The sequence below is a fragment of the Sphingopyxis sp. USTB-05 genome (assembly GCF_023822045.1).
Lineage (GTDB): Bacteria > Pseudomonadota > Alphaproteobacteria > Sphingomonadales > Sphingomonadaceae > Sphingopyxis.
On sequence record NZ_CP084712.1, the window covers coordinates 3,330,712 to 3,353,367 of the forward strand.

Sequence of the window (22,656 nt, forward strand, 5' to 3'; positions counted from 1 at the left end):
GGGCCTCAGTCGCTTCCGCGCACCCGCCCGCGTCCGGCCTTGATCGTGCTGCGCGCCTTCTTGCTGTCGACGCGCTTCGCCTTGGCCGCCTTGCTCGGCTTGGTCTTGATACGGCGTTCGGGGCGGATGAGTGCGGCGTCGATCAATTCGGAAAGGCGCGCACGCGCATCGGCGCGATTCGCTTCCTGCGTACGAAAGCTCCGGGCGAGAATGACGAGTTCGCCCGCTGCGGTCATCTTGCTCCCTGCGAGCGCCTTGAGCCGCCGATAGGTATCCGGCGCCAGCCCCAGCGCAAAAACGTCGACGCGCAGTTGGCAGGCGGTCGCGACCTTGTTTACATTCTGCCCCCCAGGGCCCGACCCCGCGAGAAACTTCTCGCTGATCGCGCTTTCTGGAATTTCAGCCACGCGTGGGCTCCGCTCCCTCCGGTGCCGCAAAGCCCAATGCGACGAAGCTGTCGGGGAACGGCGCCTCGGCAATTATAGACGGCTTGACGTCACGTTTTACGACCAGCCTTTCGGCGTGGAGCAAGGTGCGCGTTTTGGTGCCGCCGCGGCCGTAGACGGGATCGCCGACGAGCGGGAAGCCGAGCCCTTCGAGCGCATGGACGCGCAACTGGTGGGTGCGGCCGGTTTCAGGGCGGAAGCGCAGCAGGCTGCGGCCCTCGACGACGGCAAGCTTTTCCCAGTGCGAAACCGACGGCTTGCCCTTGGGATCGCCGACCATGCGCCAGCCATCTTCGGCGGTCGACACCTTGGCGAGCGCAATATCGATCGTGCCACCATCCCCTTCGGGCACGCCATCGACGATCGCCAGATATTGCTTTTCGACCTCGCGGCTCTCGAACGCGCGGGTGAAGCGGCCGTGCGCCTTGGGATTGCGCGCAAGGAGCAGGCAGCCCGAGGTGTCGCGATCGAGCCGGTGGACCGCGAGCGGCCAGCGCTTGAATCCGAACCGCAACAGGTCGAGATGATTTTCGAGGCTGAGGCTGCCGTCGCGCGGCGCATCGACGGGAAGGCCCGCTGGCTTGTCGATGACGAGGGCCTCGCCATCGAGGAAAAGGACACGATCTGAAAGGAGCATGGCGCGCTATAGGCGCGCCGCCGCCTAGTCGAAAGTGTAAACGTCCATTGCGAGCAGGCCATAGGTGACGCTGTGGTGCAAACGTTCGGCCTTAAGCGGCACTCCGCCAGCGCCCATCGCGACGAACAGCGGCAAAATATGGTCGGGCGTCGGATGATTGTCGGCGCCGTGCGGCGCCCGTTCGACGCAGTTCAGCACATCGTCGATGGCCCCCGCAGACATGCGTTCCGCGATCCAATCGGTGAAGTCGGTAACCCAGGCTGGCGCCGGGGCGTCGATCGGCAGCCGCGCCGAAAACAGCGCGCGGAGGTTGTGCGTGATGCTGCCCGATCCGACGATCAGCACGCCCTCGTCGCGCAGCGGCGCCAGCGCCTGCCCCAATGCGAAATGCCATTCGGGCGACGCGTTCGAGTGGATCGAAAGCTGGACCACGGGAATATCGGCGTGCGGATAGATCAGCGACAGCGGCACCCATGCGCCATGGTCGAGCCCGCGTTCGTGATCGGCGGTGACGGCAAGGCCGTGGCCAGCGAGCAATTCGACGACGCGCGATGCCAGCGCCGGATCGCCCGGCGCGGGATAGCGCATCGCGAACAGTTCATCGGGGAAGCCACCGAAGTCGTGGATCGTCGGCGGCGCGGGTGATGCCGTCACCGTCGCGCGGCCGCCCTGATACGCCGCGTCATGGTGCGCCGATACGACAAGGATCGCGCGCGGGCGTGGCAATTGGTCGCCCAGCCCAGCGAGGAAGTCCCGCGCCGGGCTGGGCTCGAGCGCCATCATCGGCGAGCCGTGCGAAAGGAAAAGGCTCGGGAGACGGCGCATCGTCTCAGACAATCAGTTTCGCGGCGGTGCGCGCGACGCGCTCGCCAAGATAGCGGGCGCCGGCAAGGTCGGCCTCGCCCGGCTGGCGCGAGCCGTCGGCACCGGCGATCGTCGTCGCGCCATAAGGCGCGCCGCCCTTCACCTCGTCGACTCCCATTTGGCCAGCAAAGCCATAGTCCAGCCCGACGATCGTCATGCCGAAGTGAATGAGGTTGGTGAGGACCGAGAAGAGCGTCGTTTCCTGGCCGCCATGCTGCGATCCGGTCGAAGTGAAGGCCGCGCCGACCTTGCCATTCAACTTGCCCTGCGCCCAGACGCCGCCGGCGGTGTCCCAGAAGCTTGCCATCTGGCTCGACATACGGCCGAAGCGCGTCGGCGTGCCGACGACGATCGCGTCATAATTGGCGAGTTCGTTGGGATCGCTGAGCAGCGGATGCGCGGTGTCGGTCTTGAACCCCGCGGCCTGCACGACCGCGGCGGGCGCGGTCTCGGCAACGCGGCGGATATCGACCTCGGCGCCCGCGGCGCGGGCGCCGTCGGCGACGGCGTCGGCCATCTGTTCGACATGACCATAGCTCGAATAATAAAGCACCAGTACCTTGGCCATCATATAGTCCTTTCATTCAAACGAAGCCGCCGCCGCGGGAGGAAGGCGCGACGGCGGCAGGGAGTCAGGCGGCCTGTTTCAGGTCTGCGATCGCAGTGGTCGCCTGGTTGATCGCTTCGCCGTTCATCATCTGCTGGTCGGCGGCGATGATGTTGACATCGGTGATGCCGACGAAGCCCAGAACGTGGCGCAGATAGCCGGTGGCGAAGTCATAATCGCTGCCGACGGGCACGCCGCCCGAGGTGACGACAAGATAGGCCTTCTTGCCCTTGAGCAGCCCCTCCGGCCCCGCTTCGGTGTAGCGGAAGGTCTTGCGGGCGCGGGCGATCAGGTCGATCCACGCTTTCAACGCGGCGGGGATGCTGAAATTATAGATGGGCACGCCGATGACGATCGTGTCGGCGGCTTCGAGTTCGGCGATCATTTCGTCCGACGCGGCGAGCGCGGCTTTCTGGTCATCCGAACGGTCGGCATCGTCGGTGAAATTGGCACCGACCCAGTTTTCGGTGAGCAAGGCCGGCGGCGTGTTCGCGAGATCGCGGTGGGTAACGGCGGCGCCGTAACCTTGTTCGACCAGGCGGGTCACAAGCTGGTCGGTCAACTGACGGCTCGTCGAACCATTGTGGCGGGCGCTCGAATCGATGCGGAGAATATGGCTCATCTTGCTGCTCCTTGATTTTGGATGGGAGGGAGGGGGTGCCGCGAGTCGCCCGATCTTTGGGGGGAAGGGAACTCGCGGCACAGGTTGGGCCGCCGACAGGGAGGGGGTTAGGCGGCGGCCCAGGGGACTTCGTCAGAGGCTGTCCACGAGCACCAGTTCGGCGTCGTCGAGCGCCTCGACCTCGATCGTGCCGACATCGCGGAGTGCGATGCCGTCGCGGGGGTCGGCGTCCGTGCCATTGACGCGGATGCGGCCCTTCGCGGCGACCAGATAGGCGTGGCGTCCGGGCTCGAGGTCGTAGGAGACGCTCTCACCAGCGTTCACCGCTGCTGCCGCGACGCGGGCATTGGCGCGGATCGGAAGGGCCCCAAAGCCCTCGACGTCGCCCTCGATGCCGCTTGCCAGCGTCACGAACTGGCCCGACCGGTCGGCTTTGGGGAACTGTCGAGCGCCCCAGCCGGGATTGCCGCCGTCGCGGTCGGGCATGATCCAGATCTGGAAAAGCGTCGTTTCCTCATCTTCCAGGTTGAACTCGCTGTGCGTCACGCCGGTGCCGGCGCTCATCACCTGGACGTCGCCCGCCGCGGTGCGGCCGGTGTTGCCCATGCTGTCGCGGTGCGTGATCGCGCCGGTGCGGACATAGGTGATGATTTCCATGTCACGGTGCGGGTGCGGCGGAAAACCCGACTGCGCCGCGATGGCATCGTCATTCCAGACGCGCAGCGCGCCCCAGCCCATCCGCTTCGGGTCGTGATAGCTCGCGAAAGAGAAATGGTGACGGGCGTCGAGCCAGCCGTGGTTGGCGTGGCCCAGCGTGTCGAATTTGCGGATGTCGATCATTGGCCTTGTCCTTTCCTTGCCGCCCGGCAGCTTTGATGCCCGGCGGCGTTCATCTGTTGAGGACAAAATAGTCATTGGGATCGTTTCGAAAATAGCGTAGATGGAAAACCATCGTTTCCAATCATGAGGTATTCGTGGCGCTTCCCGACTATGAAGGCTGGGCCTGTTTCGTTGCCGTCGCCGACGGCGGCAGCTTTACTTCGGCGGCGGCGTCGCTCGGCCTGTCAAAGGCGAGCGTGTCGAAGGCGGTGACACGGCTCGAGGCTTCGCTTGGCATCACCCTGCTTCATCGCAGTTCGCGCGTCGTCGCGGTTTCGACCGCCGGCGCGGGCCTGCTGGACGAGGCGCGCGCCATGGTCGCGGCAGCGACGGCGGCGACCGAGGCTGCACGCGGCGACCGCGTCGACCTTGCGGGCCCGATCCGCCTCGCCGCGCCGATGAGCTTCGGGATCAAAGTGCTCGGCCCCCCGCTCGCGGTTTTTCTCGACCGGCATCCCGCGGTCGAGATCGAGGTGTTGCTGAGCGACGCGCGCAACGATCCCGTCGCCGAAGGCATCGACCTGACTCTGCGTATCGCCCCGCTCGCCGATTCGAGTCTGCTCGCCCGCACGATCGCCCCGGTCGCGGCGTCGGTGATCGCAAGCCCCGCCTATCTGGAAAAGCACGGCGTCCCGAAACACCCGCTCGAACTCGCGGGCCATCGGTTGATCGGTTACGGTCACCGCCAGCGCGCGATGCCGCTGCACTTCCATCGCAAGGGCGAGGAAGCGACCGTGCTGCCGACCGGGCCGCTGTTCGCAAACAATGGCGATGTCGCGGTACCCCTGGTCGTCGCCGGGGTGGGAATTGCTGCCCTGCCCGACTTCATTGCCGCCGAGGCATTGGCATCGGGCGCGGTCGTCCCGATTCTGACCGACTGGTCGCTGCCGCAGTCGCACCTGCACCTGTTGTCGCCGCCGTCGCGGCTGCGTCCGGCACGCGTGCGCGCGCTTTCTGACCATCTCGTCGACACGCTGAAGATGTCCTGTACCGGGGCACATGACCGCTATGTGGCGCTTCACCATGATCTTAAAACGGCCTGAGCTACTGTTGCAAAATGGCCGCGACTCGCGGACTTCTGCGGGTTAAATCAAAATTAACCTTTTCCCTTCATTAGTTTCGTGGTTAATGTTCCGGCAGTCCCGCAACGGGGGTTGGTCGGTGACATCCTTGATGGTCACGCGATCGGTTCGCGGGATTATCGTGGGAAAAAGGGGTGCCCAATGCGCGTACTGCTGATCGAGGACGAGCCGACGACCGCGAAAGCGATCGATACGATGCTCACGACCGAAGGCTTCAATGTCTATACCACCGATCTCGGTGAGGAAGGCTTGGACCTGGGTAAGCTCTATGATTACGACATCATCCTGCTCGACCTGAACCTGCCCGACATGCACGGCTCTGACGTGCTGAAGAAGCTTCGCACCGCCAAGGTGCAGACGCCGGTGCTGATCCTGTCGGGCATTTCGGAAATGGATTCGAAGGTGCGCTCGTTCGGCTTTGGCGCCGACGATTATGTCACCAAGCCGTTCCACCGCGACGAACTGGTCGCCCGCATCCATGCGGTCGTCCGCCGGTCGAAGGGCCACAGCCAGAGCGTCATCAAGACGGGCAAGCTGGCGGTCAATCTGGATACCAAGACGGTCGAGGTCGACACGACGCGTGTGCATCTGACCGGCAAGGAATATCAGATGCTCGAGCTGCTCAGCCTGCGCAAGGGCACGACGCTCACCAAGGAAATGTTCCTGAACCACCTTTATGGTGGGATGGACGAACCCGAACTGAAGATCATCGACGTCTTCATCTGCAAGCTGCGCAAGAAACTCGCGCTCGCCTGTCACGGCGAAAATTATATCGAAACGGTCTGGGGCCGCGGTTACGTCCTTCGCGATATCGATGACGAAGGCAATGAAGTACGCCGCGTCGCCTGACGCGTAGCGCATTATAGCAGTTTACCGAGGGAACCCGGCGCGGAGCGATCCGCGCCGGTTTTCGTTTTGGCGGTGTCGGTGATAGAGCGCGGAGTCAGATGACGACCGATTGCGGACCTCTCCATCATCGTCACCCCGGACTTGATCCGGGGTCCCGCTTGAAGTCGAAGTCGGTGAGTGCGTCAAAAAGCGGGATCCCGGGTCTAGCCCGGGATGACGAGAGCGAAGAAACGACCGGACACTAACGACGGTATTGTGTGCCCCGGCGAAGGCCGGGGTCCAGGGCGGCAATCCGCATAACTCGGCTTTCCAATGCCCTGGGCCCCGGCCTTCGCCGGGGTACAACATAGTAGCAAACGTCCGCTCCCCACCCCAAACAGACATCGCCTCCAAAAAGGTCTTTCCTACATTATCCGGCCGTGCCAGCCTTCATCCGGCTCTTTCATTCGGTGAACAAAAAGGGGGTCGCTGCCGGGCTTACGGTTGCGACCATGATGGGACGTGCCGCGCACATCCAGCGCTCTACAACTTGCAAATCGGCGCGCTCATAGGGCTGAACTTTCCTGAACTTTGGAATATTGCGCGGCCCTGATCCCGGATCCTGCCGGCGATATCCAAAGGGGGTAACGGCAGTTCCCCACCCCAATGCAGCCCCGCATCAGGTCCGCGACTGTGTCAGCCGATGAACCGGGCCGAACTGTGCAATTGCGGCACCGACGAACGGTAGCGCGACAAGCCAGAGCCGCACGCCCGTCACGCCCAGCGGACTCGCGATGCTGATCGCAGCCGTGGCGCCGAGTCCTGCGCAAATCAGCAGCAGGCCTACGATCAGGCGCCAGTGCGGCACCTCGCCGCTGTCCTTGCTCGCGCGTTCGTAGCGCGCGAAGAGCGTGATCAACGGGAAAAGCGCCGCGATGTAGAGGATGAACCACACCGGGCGCGCGAGCCACCATGCCGCGCTGCCGGGTTGCACATCGAGCCCGATCCCGCCGAGCAACCACGCCGCGACCATCACAAGGACAAAAGCGGTGAGGTGCCAGAGATAGATCGTCATGATCATGCCGTTGACGAGCACGACGCCGGTCCAGATGCGAAGATTATCGAGCATCCGCCGCCCCGCGGGTTCAAGCGCAAGCGCGAAACCCGCCTGTGCAATGCCGAGCGCAAGCAGCGCGAGCGTCGGCGGCATCGAGTTGCTGAGGCCGCTTCCCGGTACGCCGATCATCGCGATCGGATAGGGTCCGAGACCGACAAGCAGCGCGAGCGCGGCTAGCCCGCCAATGCCCCATAGAATCGCCCTGCCCGGCGCAAGTCGCCCCTCGCTCCACGCGAAACCGAGCTGGTGGATCGCAAGCCAAACGAAGGCGAAGTTGAGGAAATTGACGTAGGGCACGCCGAAGTGCAGGGCCGCGACGTCGATCGCGACCGCCCCCGCGACGAGCGCCCAGAAGGACGCAAAGCCCCAGCGTTTCCAGGCCTTCCAGGTCAACGGCACGACCGCCGCGACCATCAGATAGACCGACAGGAACCATACCGGGATCAGCGCGAGTTGCGCCGCCATTGCGACGATGCCGCGGTCGATCCCCGCGAGTGTCCCGAACATCGCGACGAGCGTCCAGATCAGGAACAGGGGCAGCACCGGGTTGATCAGCCGCTGCAATCGTCCGCTGTACCAGCTTTCATAGCTGCCGCCCTTGCGCAGCGTTGCCGCCCACGACATGCCGTTCGAGAAACCGCCGACGAGGAAAAAGAGCGGCATGACCTGAAAACCCCAGGTCAGCCACTGCGTCCACGGCAGGATGCCGAGCAGATGCCCGCCCTCGACCGCGCCGTCCTTCATATAGGGCGCGGCGACGAGCCAGTGACCGACGACGACCGCGAGGATCGACAGCGCGCGGAGGAAATCGACATAGCGGTTGCGTTCGGGCGGCGCCTGTTGCGCCATGTCCTTCGCGCGCGACCAGATGCTTTTGCGAACGGTGCCAGTGGTTTCGCTCAAGATGTCGTCCCTCTCCCGGTGGATATGCCAAGCTAGTGTTGCGCAGCGTCAACGCAAGCCTTTGCCTTGGCGCGCCAGCCTTGCTATCGGCTCCGGACAATGGCGAACACCACAGACGACTTCCCCCCTTCCGAACCCGTCCCCGGCATGACCGACACCTCGTTCGACAGCGCGCTGTCCGAACGCTATCTGGTCTATGCGCTGTCGACGATCACCGCGCGTTCGCTGCCCGACCTTCGCGACGGGCTGAAGCCCGTTCACCGCCGCCTGCTGTGGGCGATGCGCGCGATGCGGCTCGACCCGTCGCAGGGCTACAAGAAATCGGCACGCGTCGTCGGCGATGTCATCGGCAAATTCCACCCGCACGGCGACACCGCGGTCTATGACGCGATGGTCCGCCTCGCGCAGGATTTCTCGCTCCGCTATCCACTCGTCGACGGTCAGGGCAATTTCGGCAATATCGACGGCGATAATGCCGCCGCCTATCGTTATACCGAGGCGCGGCTGACGCGCGTCGCGGTCGACCTGATGCAGGGGCTCGACGAGGGCACGGTCGATTTCCGTCCGACCTATAATGGCGAGGATGAAGAGCCCGAGATCATGCCGGGCCTCTTCCCGAACCTGCTCGCCAATGGCGCGAGCGGGATCGCGGTCGGCATGGCGACGAACATCCCGCCGCACAACGCCGCCGAGGTGATCGGCGCCGCGCTGCTGTTGATCGAAAACCAGAACGCCGAGCTGTCCGAACTCCTCGAACATGTGAAAGGTCCCGATTTCCCGACCGGCGGGATCGTCGTCGACAGCGCCGAAACGATCGCCCACGCCTATGAAACCGGGCGCGGCGGCTTTCGCGTTCGCGCGCGCTTTTCGACCGGCAAACTCGGTGATGGCAGTTGGGAAGAGAGCGGGATCGAGAAATTGTCAGGCGGTACCTGGCAACTGGTCATCAGCGAAATCCCCTATGGTGTGGCCAAGGGTAAGCTGATCGAGCAGATCGCGCAATTGATCGCCGACAAGAAGCTACCGATCCTTGAGGATGTTCGCGACGAAAGCGCCGAGGATCTGCGCATCGTGCTCGAACCGAAGAGCCGCAATGTCGATCCCGAGGTGCTTAAGGACAGCCTGTTCCGGCTGACCGACCTCGAAAGCCGTTTCGCGCTCAATCTCAACGTCTTGGACGCGACGCGCACGCCGAAGGTGATGGGGCTGAAACAACTGCTCACCGAATGGCTGCAGCATCAGATCATCGTCCTCGTCCGCCGCGCGCAGCACCGCATCGCGAAGATCGACGACCGGCTCGAACTCGTCGCCGGCTATATCATCGCCTTCCTCAACCTCGACCGGATCATCGAAATCATCCGCACCGAGGACGAGCCGAAACCGGTGATGATCGCGGAATTCATCCTGACCGACCGACAGGCTGAAGCGATCCTCAACATGCGGCTGCGGAGCCTCCGCCGGCTCGAGGAAATGGAGCTGAAGCGCGAACAGGCCGATTTGACCGCCGAGCGCGAGGAGTTGGCCAAGCTCGTCGAAAGCCCGGCGCGGCAAAAGACGCGGCTGCGCAAGGACCTTGAAAAGCTTCGCGACGTCTATGGCTTGGAAACGCTGCTCGGCGCGCGCCGCACGACGATAGCCGAGGCCGCTCCGACCCGCGAAATCCCGCTCGATGCGATGATCGAGAAGGAACCCGTGACGGTGATCCTGTCGAAGCGCGGCTGGATCCGCGCGCAGCGCGGCCATGTCGCTGCCGACCAGTGGGGCGAGTTCAAGTTCAAGGAAGGCGACGAACTCCTGTTCGCAGCGCACGCTCAGACGACCGACAAGCTGCTGATCGCGGCGAGCGACGGGCGTTTCTTTACCGTCGGCGCCGACAAGCTGCCCGGCGGGCGCGGCTTCGGCGAACCGTTGCGGCTGATGGTCGATATCGATCCCGAAGCACGTATCGTCGCGATGATCCCCGCGAGCGCCGAAGGGCGGTTGCTGCTCGCCTCGACCAGCGGCCATGGCTTCGTCGCGCAGATGGCCGAAGTGGTCGCCGAAACGCGCAAGGGTCGCAACGTCGTCAACCTGAAACCCAAGGCTGTGCTTGCGGTAGTCCGGCCGATCGCGGCGGGCGACGACAGCGTCGCGGCGGTGGGTGAGAATCGCAAGCTCGTCGTCTTCCCGCTTGCCGAGGTGCCGGTGATGGCGCGCGGCCAGGGCGTAATGCTGCAACGCTATCGCGACGGCGGCTTGTCGGACGCGGTGAGCTTTGCCTTTGCCGAAGGGCTGAGCTGGGCGATGGGCGGCGATACGGGGCGCACGCGCACCGAAACCGACCTTGCGCCCTGGCGCGTCGCGCGCGGCGCTGCCGGCCGAATGCCTCCGACCGGTTTTCCAAGGAACAATCGCTTCGGCTGATCGTAATTCCGGGTAGCCGTAAATCCCTTCTTTACTTCCCGTGACCTAGGCTTTGGGCAATGGGGAAAGGTCGCACAAAACCCTCTGTTATGCCTATCGATAGAACCGGCGAAGACCGGCCCTTGTTGTTCGTCGGCTGGATCGACGCGTTGCCCGTTCCGGCCGCGCTGATCAGACCGATGGCGCGCGGCAATTTCCGACTCCACGCGAGCAACGCGGCGTTCGACCGGCTGAGCCTGTCGCCGGTGGGCGTCGATGCGCCGATCGAGCTGCTGCGCGCGATCGAACGGGCGTCGCAATTCCCCGATGAATCGCAGGAATTTTCGTGCCAGCTCGGCGACGGCCCCGCAGCCCGCGACCTGCGCGGATCCATCGGGCCGTTGCCGACCGAATCGGGCGACGACGGGCTGTTCCTGTTGACGCTGATCGACCGGACGCAGGAAATGATGACCGAGCGCAACCTGCGCCGCGAACTCGTTTCCGACAGTCTGACCGGCCTTCCCAACCGCGCCGGGTTCGAGGAACTCGTCGAACAACGCTCGATCACCGACGGCATCGGCGCCGACCATGCCATCCTGCTGCTCGACCTCGCGCGGTTCAGCCGCATCAACGAACATATCGGGCCGATGGCGGGCGACGAGTTGATCATCACCGTCGCGCGGCGGCTGAAATCGAGCCTGCGCAGCGGAGACATATTGGCGCGCACCGGAGGCGACGAGTTCGCAATATCGACGCGCGTCGCGGGCGGGCGCGCCGACGTGCGCGAGATGGCGCGGCGCATCCGTGGCTGTTTCGATCACCCTTATCGCATCGGCGAACTCAAGGTCAGCGTCGACTGCGCGCTCGGCTGCGCGATTCAGCCGGCGATTGACACCGATATCGCGGACCAGATCCGCCATGCCCAGATCGCGCTCAAGCGCGCAAAGCAGACCGACCGCATCGAAATCTATGAGCCTGAAGCGGCGATGCTGTCGGACAATCGTTTCGGGCTGGAAACCGAGCTGCGCAACGCGATCGAGGAAGACCGCCTCCACCTCGCCTTCCAGCCGTTGATCGAGCTGTCGAGCGGGCGCGTCGCCGGCTTCGAGGCACTCGCCCGCTGGGACAACAGCAACGGCCACTCGGTCTCTCCAACCGAATTCATCCCGATCGCCGAGGATTCGGGATTGATCGTCCCGCTGGGCCAATGGGCGATCGGCAAGGCGGCAGCCGTGCTCGCCGACTGGGACAAGCAGAATGGCGGCGCGGTCGTCGATGCCTATTTCTCGGTCAATGTGTCGGCGATCCAGCTAGTTCGCGACGATGTCGCCGCGGTCGTGCGCGACGCCCTCGAACGCGAAAAAATCGGCGGCGAGCGGTTGATGATCGAACTTACCGAAAGCGCGATCATCGGCGATCCCGACCTGGCGCTGTCGGTCCTCAGCGAGTTGAAGGCACTCGACGCGCGCGTCGCGATGGACGATTTCGGTACAGGCTATTCGAACCTAGCCTATCTGCAGCGGCTGCCGATCGACGTTCTCAAGATCGACCGCAGCTTTGTCGAGCATATGGTCGACGACCGCGACAAGGTGGCGATCGTCCGCACGATCCAGAGCCTGGCCGAGGTGCTGGGGATGCGCACGACGGCGGAGGGCGTCGAGACCGCCGATCAGGCGCGGCTGCTGTCGGCGCTCGGATGCGATTTCGGCCAGGGCTACCTGTTCGCGCGGCCGATGGATGGCAAGGCCGCGCTCGAATATTGGCGTCAGTCGTTGGTGCGGCCGATCTTCTGATCGACGAACTGGGCGACAAGCTCGGCGACTCTGGCGGCATCCGGAAAATCCTCCGCGACCCATTCGGCCTCGACCGCCTTCAGGATATGCGCAACCTCCGGCCCCGCCGCAATCCCGCGCGCGACGATGTCGCCGCCTTTCAGCGGCATTTCGGGGACGGTCCAGTCCGACAACGCCTCGACCGCCGCCCGTGCAGCAGCCGCATCGTCCGCGAGCAGATGCACGTCGCGCGCGGCGTCGACACCGACCGCATACGCCAGTTGCCGAACCGGGCGCACAATGTCGGCGCGGTGCCTGCCGAGCGCGGCGAGGTGCTTGCGCTGCCGCGTCGACAGGCGAAGGCGGCTCGCAACCTGTTCGGCGACAGCAGCGTCAGCGGGAAGCAGCGCCGCAAGACGGCGGAGCGGCACGATGACGGCGGCCGACGCTTCCTCATTCGCAATCAGACGATCGAAAGCCGAAGCGAAATCCGGTTCGAGTTCGGGAAGCAGCACCGCAAAAATACCGTCCGCCGCCATTTGCCGGACGATGCCGCGCGGATCGGCGAGTGACAGTATCTTGAGCAGTTCATCCGCGACGCGTTCGCGCGACAGGCTTTTGAGCGACTGGCGCGCGGTTACCACCGCAGCATGGCTCTCCGCGTCGAGTTCGCCACTACCGAAGCGCGCCGCAAAGCGGTAGAAGCGCAGGATACGCAGATGATCCTCGGCGATGCGCGTCGCGGCATCACCGATGAAGGCGACGCGCCCGGCGTCCAGATCGGCGATGCCGCCGAACCAGTCGTCGAGCGCGCCGCTATCGACATCGGCATAGAGCGCATTGATCGTGAAGTCGCGCCGCGCCGCGTCATCGCGCCAGTCGTCGGCGAAGGCGACCGTCGCGCGGCGACCGTCGGTTTCGACATCGCGGCGCAGCGTCGTGATTTCGTGATGATCGCCGCTTGCGATCGCAGTGACGGTGCCATGCGCGATGCCAGTCGGGATAACCTTGATATCGGCCGCCTGAAGCCGCCGCGTTACCTCGGTCGGCAGGAGCGGGGTGGCAAGGTCGATGTCGGCGACGGGGAGCCCAAGCAGCGTATCGCGTACCGCGCCGCCGACCGCCTTGACCGCGCCGCCATCGGCAGTCAGCGCCGCAACGATGCGACGGAGCCCCGGTCGTTCGCGCCATTCGGCGGCGGGCAGCACGGTCACCGGTGCCACCCCGCAGGCAGACGCCGTGCCAGATTGATGATGATACCCGCCGTCACGCCCCAGATCCGCCGTCCCTGCCAGTCCATGTCGTAATAATGGCGGTCGTGCCCCTGCCAATTCGCATGTTGGCGCGCATAATTGTCGGGATCGAACAATATGTCGAGCGGCACCTCGAACCAATCCTCGACCTCGTCGGGATTGGGATCGAGCGGCAAGTCCGGCGGGATGACGCCGAGCACCGGGGTGATGAGGTAACCACTGCCCGACCGATAGGCTTCGGTGGCACCCGCGACCAGGACGTCGCGGCGGTTGAGGCCGATCTCCTCCTCGGCCTCGCGCAGCGCCGCATCGATCGCATCGCGGTCGCCCGGATCGATCTTGCCGCCCGGAAAGGCGACCTGCCCGGCATGGCTGCGCAGCCATTGCGGCCGCTGGGTCAGGATGACGCCAGGATCTGGCCGATCGGTGAAGGCGATGAGCACCGCAGCATCGCGCAGCGTCGGCATGCCGAGGTAGGTTTCGTCCTCGCCCGCGTCGGGCAGCAGATTGTCGAGCGCAGTACGCAGCTTTTCGGAGAGCATCAGCGATCCACCAACGGGAACCGCGCGCCGTTCGACCAGATCGCAGGCGGATCGCTTGCGTCGGCGAGCGCCATCTCGACAATCTCATAGTAAAGCGCGCGGTCGATCCGCGCCTCAAGCCCGTTGCCGACCGCGCCGCGCACATGCAGACGCGGGTCGGGGTTGTCGGGGTCGCTGCCAAAACCGAGTGGATGGTCGGGTCCCGCCATGACGAGATCATCGGTATCGAGGCGAAAGACGAGCTTGCGGCCCTCCCCTTCGCCTTCGCTTTTCATCTCGACCGCGCGGAAAGGCGTGTCCGCGACGGCAATTACCAATTTCTCCGCCGGGGTAACCAGAACATGGCTGCCGTCGGCTTCGCGGCGCAGGATGGTCGAGAAGAGTTTCACCATCGCGGGTCGGTTGATGCGTCCGCCCTCATGATACCAGCTTCCGTCGGCGTGAATCTCCATCGCGCTGTCACCGCTGCGCTCGGGATGCCATTGTTCGACCGGCGGCAGTTTGCGCGCCGCAAGCAGTTCGGCAGCCTCGGTCAGCGAAAGCTGCGCGAAGTCCTTGGGAAGTGAAGGTACGGGGGTGACCATCTCCCTGACATAGGAAGGTGGGTGCGCATGTAAAGGCGCGACGGCGCGGGCTTGCACAGTAAGAGCAGCGGAAAACTGCGCAACTTCACTCGCGATTTGCATTTGAGACGGTTGCGGTTGGCGGCCACGACGCGCGCGCACCCAGTCACGTCCGGGGTGACGAACGAGCGAACGTAGATAATGCGGGCGCGGAACGGCCATATTTTCGAAATCCGCAGAAAACTGCGTAACTTCACTCGCAAATCGCATCTGAAGAGGGAAAATCAGCACCATCCCACAACGCTATGCGGGCCGGATAATGTAGGACAGAATTTTTTGCCCCTATCGCGGCCCGATCATTCCCGCATCGGTCGGCAGGCTGTGCCCATTCACCGCCCGCGCGAGCAGGCGGCGCGCCTCGAACGGTCCGGGCAAGTCCCACGCGGCGGTCGCATCGGCATCGAAGCCGAAGAACCGGCCATAATATTCCGGATCGCCGATCATCATCAGTGCGCTGTCCGCTTTGGTTTCGGCGGCTTCGAGCATATGCGCCATCAGCGCGCGACCATGGCCGCCACGCTGGACGTCGGGGCGCACCGCGACGGGTCCGACCATGACAAGCGGCGTTATGGTGCCACCGGCCGCGCGGTGGGCGACGGGCCAGCACTGGATCGTGCCGATCAACATGCCGTCCTCGACCGCCGCGAAACTCAACGCCGGCACCGCATCCATGCCTTCGCGGATGCGGTAGGCGGTTCGTCCAAAGCGATCCGATCCGAAAGCGACGTCGAGGAGATCCTCGACTGCCTGCGGTTCGATATCGGACAATGGAAGTAACTCGACCAACGCATACCCTTTCGCTAATGCGGCGGCGCTTTAGGGTCCGGCGTCGGCAATGCAAAGCCGAATGTCGCGCTCGTTCGACAGGAATTTCTTGTGACCGATACATTGTGGCTGGAAGTGAACGGGCTGACCGTCGACGTACTGACCGGCATCTATTCCGAAGAAACGCACCTGCCGCAGCCGCTGCGCATCTCGGTGCGCGCGAAGCTGGCGATGGCCGATCACTACGAGCCGACGACGCCTTTGAGCCGTTCGAAGAACTATATGCACCTGAAATTCGCGGCGACCGAGGGTATTCCCAAGGATGTTCATTTCGTGCTGATCGAAAGCGTCGCCGACCATATCATCGACACCCTGTTCCTGCAGGACGAAAAGGTCGAGGAGGTCGAGGTCAAGATCGTCAAGCTCGCGATCGCTGAGGACGGCGAAGAGATCGGCATCACGATGCGGCGGGCGCGCAAGTGACGCAGAAGCTCGCTCTCGTCACGGGCGGGCTCCACCGCGTCGGTGCCGCGATTTCGGCGCGCCTCGCGCGCGAAGGCTATGCGCTGGCGATCCACAAGCGCAGTCCAGGCGACGCCGATCCGGTACTGGCGGATGCGCTCGCCGAGACGGGAGCGCTTGGCCACCGCTTCGCCGCCGACCTCGCCGATCCGGCGGCGGTCGACGGGCTGATCCCCGCGGTGATCGAGAAATTCGGCCGCGCGCCCGATTTGCTCGTCAACAATGCCGCGCTCTTCGCCGAAGGTGAGTGGCCCGACCTGTCCGCCGCAAAGCTGACCGAGATGATGCAGGTCAATCATCACGCCCCGGTGATGCTGGCGAAAGCGCTCGTCGCGGCGAGCGAGGGCAAGCGGCCCGCGATCGTCAATATCGTCGATCAGCGCGTCGTCCATCCGGTACCCGACCAGGTCGCATACAGCCTGTCGAAATCGGCGCTGTGGCAGGCGACCCAGACGCTTGCCGTCGCGTTCGGAAGCCGCGCGCGCGTCAATGCCGTTGCTCCCGGGCTGACAATGGCGACCGACGATTATTCGGCGGCGCAGGTCGAACGGCTGGCCAAGCTCATGCCGCTCGGCGCGCTGCCGACGCCGGCGCAGATTGCCGATGCGGTGGTCTATCTCGCGCGTGCCGAGGCGGTGACGGGGCAGACGATCTTCGTCGACGGCGGCGCGCATCTGGCACCGATGGAGCGCGATTTCGTCGCGCTGGAGCGCGACTGACCATATACTTGTTTCGTCAGCCCGGGCTTGGCCCGGGATCCCGCTTTTTCGGCGCCGGCTGACCTCGATTTACAGCGGGACCCCGGGTCAAGCCCAGGGTGACGAGAGAAAAGAAGGACCGACGCCCGTCAGTAAATATGGACGGCCTTCGTCGCGAGATATCCATCCAGCCCCTCGGGCCCGCTTTCGCTGCCGAAGCCGGATTCCTTGATCCCGCCGAACGGCATGTCGTTTGCCGAGATCACGAAGCTGTTGATCCCCACCATCCCGCTTTCGACGCCGTCGGCGATACGGTTGATACGGCGGCCATTCTCGGTGAAGGCAAAGGCGGCGAGGCCATAGGGCAGCCGGTTTGCCTGTTCGAGGGCCTCGTCCTCGGTCCCGAACGGGCGGATTAGCGCCATCGGGCCAAAGGGTTCGTTGTTCATCGCATCGGCGTCGAGCGGCACATCGGCGAGTGCGGTCGGCTGGAAGAAATAGCCCTCGCCTGTGGGCGCGCCGCCTGCGATGACTCGCGCGCCCTTCGCGGTCGCATCGGCAATCATCGCTTCCAAGGCGGGGGCGCGGCGGGCGTTGGCGAGCGGCCCCATCTGCGTATCGGCGTTGAGTCCGCTGCCGATCTTCACCTTCCTCGTCCGTTCTGCGAAACCCGCGACGAAGGCGTCATAGATGCCCTCCTGAACGTAGAAGCGCGTCGGCGAGATGCAGACCTGCCCCGCGTTGCGGAACTTCTGCAGCACGACGCGATCAAGCGTCGTTTCGAGATCGCAGTCGTCGAAGATCAGCACCGGGGCGTGGCCGCCCAGTTCCATCGTGATCCGCTGTACCCGGTCGGCGGCGAGCTTCATCAAATGCTTGCCGACTGCGGTCGAACCGGTGAAGCTAACCTTGCGGATCACTTCGCTGCCGAGCAGGTGGCGGCTGATCATATCCGGATTGCCATAGACGAGCTGGACGACATCGCCAGGGATACCCGCGTCGGCGAGGCAGCGCATGATCGCGCTGGTGCAGCCTGGCGTTTCCTCGGGCGCCTTGGCGATCACGACGCAGCCCGCCGCGAGCGCGGGGGCGATCTTTTTCACCATCAGATTGACCGGAAAGTTCCACGGGCTGAACGCTGCGACCGGGCCCACGGGCTGGCGCAACACCATCGCGCGCTGGCCCGCGGGACGCTGGACGACGCGGCCCCCGATGCGCTTTCCTTCTTCCGCGAAATATTCGAGCAGCGACGAGGCCGACAATACTTCGCCCCGCGCTTCGGCAATCGGCTTACCCTGTTCCAGCGTCAGCAGCGTCGCGATATGGTCGACGCGCTCACGGATGATGCCCGCGGCCTTGCGCATCAGCGCGGCGCGTTCGTCGGGGGTCTTCGCGCGCCATACCGGCCAGCCGCGCGCCGAGGCGGCGAGCGCCTCATCGAGATCGGCTGCGGTCGCGACCGGCAATTCGGCGATGGTGCCTGCGGTCGCGGGATTATAGACCGGCCGCGCCTCGCGCCCCTCGCCGCTCCGCCATGCGCCATTGATGAAGAGCTGGAGGTCGGCGTCGTAGGTCGCGGTCATATGCATTTCCTGTCTGATCCGTTCGCATCGAGCGAAGTCGAGATGCCCCTCGACCTTGCTCCACGCCGATGGGTGTCTCGACTTCGCTCGACCCGAACGGAAATGGGGGTGGTCAGATGCCGACCATATAATGCCGATCAGCGATAGTTAAAGCTGATGCTGATCCGTTCGCCCTTGCCCGAATGCGGCATGACCTCGTGACGCAGCCAGCTTTCCCATAGAAAGACGCGGCCGGCGGCCGGTTCGGCATAGATGAAGGGGCGCAGATGCTCGGGCGCGTCGTCGGTCCGGCCGGGCGCCGCCATCAGCATCGGCAGGCGCGGATCCTCGAGCTTGAGGGCGCCCGATCCCGGCGGGACCGCGACGTAAAAGGTGCCCGACACGATGCTGTGCGGGTGAATATGCCCGCTGTGCGTGCCGCCGGGCTTCAATATATTCACCCACAGGCTGTCGAGCTTGAGCGGCTTGGCGAGGTCGAAGTGGCAAGCCCTGGCAAACGCCTTCACTTCCTTGTCGAGCAGCTTCTTGAGGTCGTGGAACGCGGGGTCGCGCTCGGGCAGATCGCCGAGGCTCGCATAGCTGGTGTAACCCTTATAGCCATGCTCGCGGCTCCAGCGCCGCCCCGCGCCATCCTCTTCGGCGAACAGACGGCTGCTTTCCTCCAGCTCTTCGAGCAGGTCGGGCGTGCCGATGTCGGCCTCGTAAAAATTGGTGGCGAAGAGCGTGCGAACGGGCATGATGGCCGCAAAGCACAGCAAGTGCGGACACGCAAGGGAGATGGGGATGGCCGAGTTTGAACTGATCGCCGACGGATTACGCTTTCCCGAGGCGCCGGTGGTGATGGAGGACGGCAGCGTCATCGTCGTCGAGATCGAGGCGAAGCGCATCACGCGCTGCTGGCCCGGCGGAAAGAAACAGGTCATCGCGACCCCCGGCGGCGGCCCTAACGGCCTCGCCATCGGCCCAGACGGCAAGCTTTATTGCTGCAACAACGGCGGGTTCAACTATGTCGAATCGAACGGCTATCTGGCGCCGCACGGTATCGCCGACGATTATTCGGGGGGGCGAATCGAGCGCATCGATATCGAAACGGGCGCGGTCGAGGTGCTGTACAAATCGGGCGACCATGGCGTCGTACTGCGCGGGCCGAACGATATCATGTTCGACGCCCACGGCGGCTTCTGGTTCACCGATCATGGCAAGGTCGATTATGCGAAACGCTGCCACGACATCGTCGGCATCTTCTATGCCAAGGCCGACGGCAGCTTCATCGAGGAAGTGATCTTCCCAAGCTATAACCCCAATGGCGTCGGCCTCTCGCCCGATGGCAGCAAGCTCTACGTCGCCGAAACCTACACTTGCCGTCTGACCCAGTTCAACATCGTCGCGCCCGGTAAGGTCGACGATGCGGCGGGTCCCGGCGGCCCCGGCATCCCGCTCTATCGCCCGGCAGGTTATAAATTCTTCGACAGCCTCGCGATGGAGGCGAACGGAAATATCTGCGTCGCGACGATCGGCGAGTGCGGCATTTCGGTCGTCGGCCCCGATGGCTCGCTCGTCGAATTTGTCGCGACCGACGACATCTTCACGACCAACATCGCCTTTGGCGGGTCCGACCGGCAGGATGCCTATATCACCCTGTCGGGGACGGGCCGGCTCGTGAAGACGCGCTGGGCCAGGCCGGGGCTGCAACTGCAGTACTGACCCCGCGCCTCTGCAAGGGAGGCGAGGATGAGAATGATCCTGGTGGCGGCGCTGCTGATGGCGGCGCCCGCGAATGCGCAGGTGCTGAACGCCGAACAGGCCGATGCGATCATCAAGGGCTGCGCCGCGCACGCGCGTGCCAAGGGTCAGGGGCATGCGATCGCGGTCGTCGACCTCGGCGGCCATCCGGTCGCGATGTGGCGGATGGACGGCAATGCGTTCGGGATGATGGAGTTTTCACTCGAAAAGGCGCGCGCGGTCGCCGCATGGGGTTTCCCGACAAGCGGGATGGAGGAAGCAGCCAAGGGCACGCCGGGCTTCGCCGATGCACCGCATGTGGTCACCGTCGCCGGCGGCGTGCCGATATTCAGCGCCGACGGACGGACGCGGCTGGGCGGCGTGGGTGCATCGGGCGAGGCGCCGACCGACGATGCCGCTTGCGCCGCCGCGGGGATCGCGGCAGCAGGGCTGAAATCGGAGCGCGCGCGCTGACCATCGTGGCGCCTCCTGCAACAGGGAGCTCACGATGCACGAGGAAACCCATGCCGTCACGCGGATCGGCTGGCTGCGCGCCGCAATCCTTGGCGCCAACGACGGGATCGTGTCGACCGCAAGCCTGATCGCGGGCGTCGCGGCGGCGGGTGTGTCGCAATCCTCGATCCTCGTTACCGGCACCGCTGGACTGGTTGCCGGCGCGATGTCGATGGCGGCGGGCGAATATGTGTCGGTGAGTTCGCAGGGCGACGCCGAAAAGGCCGATGTCGAGCTGGAGAAGCGGCATCTCGCGGCCGACCCAGAGTTCGAGCTTGAGGAGCTGACCCAGATTTATCAGGACCGCGGGCTCAACCGCGCGCTTGCCGAAGAGGTGGCGGTGCAACTGACGGCGCACAATGCGCTCGACACGCATCTGCGCGACGAATTGGGCATGACCGACGCGATGGCAGCGCGCCCGGTGCAGGCAGCGGCGGCCTCGGCGGCAAGTTTCGCGATCGGTGCGGCGCTGCCGCTGGGGACTGTACTGGTCGATCGGGGGGATTCACTCCCCCTCACCGTATCGGCGGCATCGCTCGTTTTCCTAGCGATTCTCGGCGCGCTCGGCGCATGGGCGGGCAAGGCGCCGATGCTGCGCCCCGTCGTTCGAGTCACTTTCTGGGGCGCGATTGCTATGGCGGTGACGATCGCGATCGGATCGTTGCTGGGGACAACGGTGGGTTGATAGCTGCATGTGCAGCTTTTTATGATCTAGCGCCGCTTCAGCCACTCGCGCAGCGCGATGGCATTGTTCCGTTCCTCGCTCTTCGCGGCATAGAGCAATGTTACAGGTCCCGCCTGCGCCGCAGCATTCAGCGTGAAGAGCGCCGCCTTCACCTCCTCGCCGCCCGCTTCGAGCTCGGCAAAATAGTCGCGGCGGAATGCGTCCCACGCCTCGTCCGAATCGGCAGTCTCGCCGTGGAAACGCTTGCGTAGGCCATCACTCGGCGACAGTGGTTTGAGCCACGCCGCGAGCGCCGCCTTTTCCTTCGACACGCCGCGCGGCCACAGCCGGTCGACAAGGAAACGCGTACCGTCGCCGGGAGCCGCCGGTTCATGAATGCGCTTGACCGCGATTGTCAGGGGCGGTGCCATCTGTATGACTATCGATCATCCCGCGTTCGCGGGCAAGTCAATCGGAGGGGTCCGGAATGAGCGCAAAAAGCTGGGCGATCGACATCGATCGCGACGATATCACGCAAGTTCAACTGGTTGAGGAAGCCCCGGCGCCGCTCGCGCCGGGTCAGATCCGTGTCCATCTCGACAGCTATGCCATGACCGCGAACAACATCACCTATGCGGTGTTCGGAAAGCCCGCCGGGTTGTTCGGCAATGATCAGGGCTATTGGGATTTCTTTGCCGAGCCCGGCGAACCCGGCCGCCTGCCCGTCTGGGGTTTTGCGACGGTGACCGAAAGCGCCGCCGAAGGCGTGGCGGTCGGCGACCGTTTCTATGGCTATTATCCGATGGCGAGCGATGCGGTCCTCAATGTCGGAAAAGCGGGGCCCGGCGGCTTTACCGACGTGACACCGCGGCGCACCACCCTGCCCCCCATTTACAACAATTATCAGCGAATCGCGGCGCTGCCCGACTATCGCGCCGCCGACCATGATTACTGGCCGGTGTTCCGCCCGCTCTTCCTGACCGGATGGCTGATCGCCGACCAGTTCGAAGATGAGGCCGATTATGGCGTCCAGCAGATACTGATCGCCAGCGCATCGAGCAAAACGGCCATCGGTCTTGGCTTCGCGCTGGGCCAGCGCGCAGAGCGTCCCGAAACGATCGGGCTGACCAGCGCCGCCAATGTCGATGCACTCGCCGCGCAGGGCATTTACGACCGCGTCGTCAGCTATGACCAGATCATGACGCTGAACGCGTCGACGCCGGCCGCGCTGGTCGACATGGCGGGCAATGGTGCGGTGACGCGTAGCGTGCACAGCCATTTCGGCAACCAGCTCAAGGCATCGATCATCGTCGGCAAGTCGCATTGGGATGCGCAAGCCGATGTCGAAGGCCTGCCCGGCCCCGAGCGGCAGGGCTTCTTCGCGCCGGGCCGCAGCCAGAAGCGCATCACCGATTGGGGCGGCGCGGCATTCGGGCAGAAGATTGCCGAGGCGTGGCTTGCCTTCATGGATGTTGCACCGCGGCTGGCATCGGTCGATAAGCGCAGCGGCGGCGACGCGGCGCTCGCTGCCTATCGGGAGATGCTCTCGGGACAGGCCGACCCCAAACAGGGGATCGTCGTCGTCCCATGAGGGTCGCATGAGCAGTCCCTTCCCCGCCGCACGAAAGGACC

24 protein-coding genes are annotated in these 22,656 nt (G+C 64.7%); 10 read left to right on the forward strand and 14 right to left on the reverse strand.

The window, feature by feature from the left end; all coding sequences use genetic code 11:
• Positions 1 to 5 precede the first annotated feature (5 nt).
• The 6 genes from arfB to KEC45_RS15535 form a co-directional block, all read right to left on the reverse strand.
• The gene (gene arfB, locus KEC45_RS15510; RefSeq protein ID WP_062176930.1) at positions 6 to 407 is read right to left on the reverse strand and encodes an alternative ribosome rescue aminoacyl-tRNA hydrolase ArfB; all 402 of its coding nucleotides are present in this window, start codon (positions 405 to 407) and stop codon (positions 6 to 8) included.
• Entirely contained in the window at positions 400 to 1,083 is a 684-nt protein-coding gene (locus tag KEC45_RS15515; RefSeq protein WP_062176927.1) for an RluA family pseudouridine synthase, read from the reverse strand. The genes arfB and KEC45_RS15515 overlap by 8 nt, the downstream gene beginning before the upstream one ends.
• Positions 1,084 to 1,107: 24 nt before the next feature.
• Positions 1,108 to 1,866 carry a class III extradiol ring-cleavage dioxygenase gene (locus KEC45_RS15520; protein WP_252171137.1) on the reverse strand — a complete coding sequence of 253 codons (759 nt, stop codon included), beginning with the start codon at positions 1,864 to 1,866 and terminating at the stop codon, positions 1,108 to 1,110.
• Positions 1,867 to 1,912: 46 nt separating this feature from the next.
• Positions 1,913 to 2,515 carry an NAD(P)H:quinone oxidoreductase gene (gene wrbA / locus KEC45_RS15525; RefSeq protein WP_062176921.1) on the reverse strand — a complete coding sequence of 201 codons (603 nt, stop codon included), beginning with the start codon at positions 2,513 to 2,515 and terminating at the stop codon, positions 1,913 to 1,915.
• Positions 2,516 to 2,579: 64 nt separating this feature from the next.
• Complete coding sequence (locus KEC45_RS15530; protein ID WP_062176918.1) at positions 2,580 to 3,176, reverse strand: FMN-dependent NADH-azoreductase; 597 nt, start codon at positions 3,174 to 3,176, stop codon at positions 2,580 to 2,582.
• 132 nt (positions 3,177 to 3,308) lie between these two features.
• Positions 3,309 to 4,016, reverse strand: coding sequence for a pirin-like bicupin family protein (locus tag KEC45_RS15535; RefSeq protein ID WP_062176914.1), 708 nt, complete (start codon positions 4,014 to 4,016; stop codon positions 3,309 to 3,311).
• A gap of 134 nt (positions 4,017 to 4,150) precedes the next feature.
• Between KEC45_RS15535 and KEC45_RS15540 the strand changes: the two genes are divergently transcribed.
• Complete coding sequence (locus tag KEC45_RS15540) at positions 4,151 to 5,098, forward strand: LysR family transcriptional regulator (RefSeq protein WP_062176911.1); 948 nt, start codon at positions 4,151 to 4,153, stop codon at positions 5,096 to 5,098.
• A 180-nt stretch (positions 5,099 to 5,278) separates the two neighbouring features.
• Positions 5,279 to 5,986, forward strand: a complete 708-nt coding sequence (gene ctrA, locus KEC45_RS15545) for a response regulator transcription factor CtrA (RefSeq protein WP_252171138.1) — start codon at positions 5,279 to 5,281, stop codon at positions 5,984 to 5,986.
• A 658-nt stretch (positions 5,987 to 6,644) separates the two neighbouring features.
• On the opposite strand, the gene KEC45_RS15550 is transcribed toward ctrA, so the two are convergent.
• Positions 6,645 to 7,985, reverse strand: a complete 1,341-nt coding sequence (locus tag KEC45_RS15550) for an acyltransferase (protein WP_062176908.1) — start codon at positions 7,983 to 7,985, stop codon at positions 6,645 to 6,647.
• A 147-nt stretch (positions 7,986 to 8,132) separates the two neighbouring features.
• On the opposite strand from KEC45_RS15550, the gene parC reads away from it, so the two are divergent.
• Together parC and KEC45_RS15560 are read left to right on the forward strand one after the other, a co-directional pair.
• Positions 8,133 to 10,388, forward strand: coding sequence for a DNA topoisomerase IV subunit A (gene parC, locus KEC45_RS15555; protein ID WP_152682418.1), 2,256 nt, complete (start codon positions 8,133 to 8,135; stop codon positions 10,386 to 10,388).
• Between the two features lie 89 nt (positions 10,389 to 10,477).
• Entirely contained in the window at positions 10,478 to 12,160 is a 1,683-nt protein-coding gene (locus KEC45_RS15560; RefSeq protein WP_238586534.1) for a bifunctional diguanylate cyclase/phosphodiesterase, read from the forward strand.
• On the opposite strand, the gene KEC45_RS15565 is transcribed toward KEC45_RS15560, so the two are convergent.
• From KEC45_RS15565 to KEC45_RS15580, 4 genes are all read right to left on the reverse strand, one after another.
• Complete coding sequence (locus KEC45_RS15565; protein WP_062183380.1) at positions 12,133 to 13,353, reverse strand: CCA tRNA nucleotidyltransferase; 1,221 nt, start codon at positions 13,351 to 13,353, stop codon at positions 12,133 to 12,135. The genes KEC45_RS15560 and KEC45_RS15565 overlap by 28 nt on opposite strands.
• Positions 13,350 to 13,934 carry a CoA pyrophosphatase gene (locus tag KEC45_RS15570; RefSeq protein ID WP_152682261.1) on the reverse strand — a complete coding sequence of 195 codons (585 nt, stop codon included), beginning with the start codon at positions 13,932 to 13,934 and terminating at the stop codon, positions 13,350 to 13,352. Before KEC45_RS15570 ends, KEC45_RS15565 begins: the two co-directional genes overlap by 4 nt.
• The gene (locus KEC45_RS15575; RefSeq protein WP_252171139.1) at positions 13,934 to 14,518 is read right to left on the reverse strand and encodes a DUF1285 domain-containing protein; all 585 of its coding nucleotides are present in this window, start codon (positions 14,516 to 14,518) and stop codon (positions 13,934 to 13,936) included. Before KEC45_RS15575 ends, KEC45_RS15570 begins: the two co-directional genes overlap by 1 nt.
• A gap of 321 nt (positions 14,519 to 14,839) precedes the next feature.
• A complete protein-coding gene (locus KEC45_RS15580) occupies positions 14,840 to 15,343 on the reverse strand; it encodes a GNAT family N-acetyltransferase (protein WP_062176896.1) in 504 nt (167 codons plus the stop codon).
• 90 nt (positions 15,344 to 15,433) lie between these two features.
• Here KEC45_RS15580 and KEC45_RS15585 point away from each other — a divergent pair, with 90 nt between their 5' ends.
• Both KEC45_RS15585 and KEC45_RS15590 read left to right on the forward strand, forming a co-directional pair.
• Positions 15,434 to 15,805 carry a dihydroneopterin aldolase gene (locus tag KEC45_RS15585; RefSeq protein ID WP_062176893.1) on the forward strand — a complete coding sequence of 124 codons (372 nt, stop codon included), beginning with the start codon at positions 15,434 to 15,436 and terminating at the stop codon, positions 15,803 to 15,805.
• On the forward strand, positions 15,802 to 16,563 hold the full coding sequence (locus tag KEC45_RS15590; RefSeq protein WP_062176890.1) for an SDR family oxidoreductase: 762 nt from the start codon (positions 15,802 to 15,804) through the stop codon (positions 16,561 to 16,563). The genes KEC45_RS15585 and KEC45_RS15590 overlap by 4 nt, the downstream gene beginning before the upstream one ends.
• Before the next feature lie 128 nt (positions 16,564 to 16,691).
• Here KEC45_RS15590 and KEC45_RS15595 read toward each other — a convergent pair whose 3' ends face one another.
• Both KEC45_RS15595 and KEC45_RS15600 read right to left on the reverse strand, forming a co-directional pair.
• Entirely contained in the window at positions 16,692 to 18,125 is a 1,434-nt protein-coding gene (locus KEC45_RS15595; protein WP_062176887.1) for an NAD-dependent succinate-semialdehyde dehydrogenase, read from the reverse strand.
• 137 nt (positions 18,126 to 18,262) lie between these two features.
• Complete coding sequence (locus KEC45_RS15600) at positions 18,263 to 18,862, reverse strand: TIGR02466 family protein (protein WP_062176884.1); 600 nt, start codon at positions 18,860 to 18,862, stop codon at positions 18,263 to 18,265.
• Positions 18,863 to 18,908: 46 nt separating this feature from the next.
• Here KEC45_RS15600 and KEC45_RS15605 point away from each other — a divergent pair, with 46 nt between their 5' ends.
• From KEC45_RS15605 to KEC45_RS15615, 3 genes are read left to right on the forward strand one after another with little or no spacing between them, the layout of a single operon-like run.
• Entirely contained in the window at positions 18,909 to 19,829 is a 921-nt protein-coding gene (locus tag KEC45_RS15605) for an SMP-30/gluconolactonase/LRE family protein (protein WP_062176881.1), read from the forward strand.
• 27 nt (positions 19,830 to 19,856) lie between these two features.
• A complete protein-coding gene (locus tag KEC45_RS15610; protein ID WP_083435623.1) occupies positions 19,857 to 20,321 on the forward strand; it encodes a heme-binding protein in 465 nt (154 codons plus the stop codon).
• Between the two features lie 34 nt (positions 20,322 to 20,355).
• Complete coding sequence (locus tag KEC45_RS15615; RefSeq protein ID WP_062176875.1) at positions 20,356 to 21,045, forward strand: VIT family protein; 690 nt, start codon at positions 20,356 to 20,358, stop codon at positions 21,043 to 21,045.
• A gap of 26 nt (positions 21,046 to 21,071) precedes the next feature.
• Here the strand turns inward: KEC45_RS15615 and KEC45_RS15620 are convergent, their stop codons facing one another.
• Entirely contained in the window at positions 21,072 to 21,455 is a 384-nt protein-coding gene (locus KEC45_RS15620) for a DUF488 domain-containing protein (RefSeq protein WP_252171140.1), read from the reverse strand.
• Between the two features lie 56 nt (positions 21,456 to 21,511).
• Between KEC45_RS15620 and KEC45_RS15625 the strand changes: the two genes are divergently transcribed.
• A complete protein-coding gene (locus KEC45_RS15625) occupies positions 21,512 to 22,615 on the forward strand; it encodes a DUF2855 family protein (RefSeq protein ID WP_062176869.1) in 1,104 nt (367 codons plus the stop codon).
• The last annotated feature ends 41 nt before the right edge of the window (positions 22,616 to 22,656 follow it).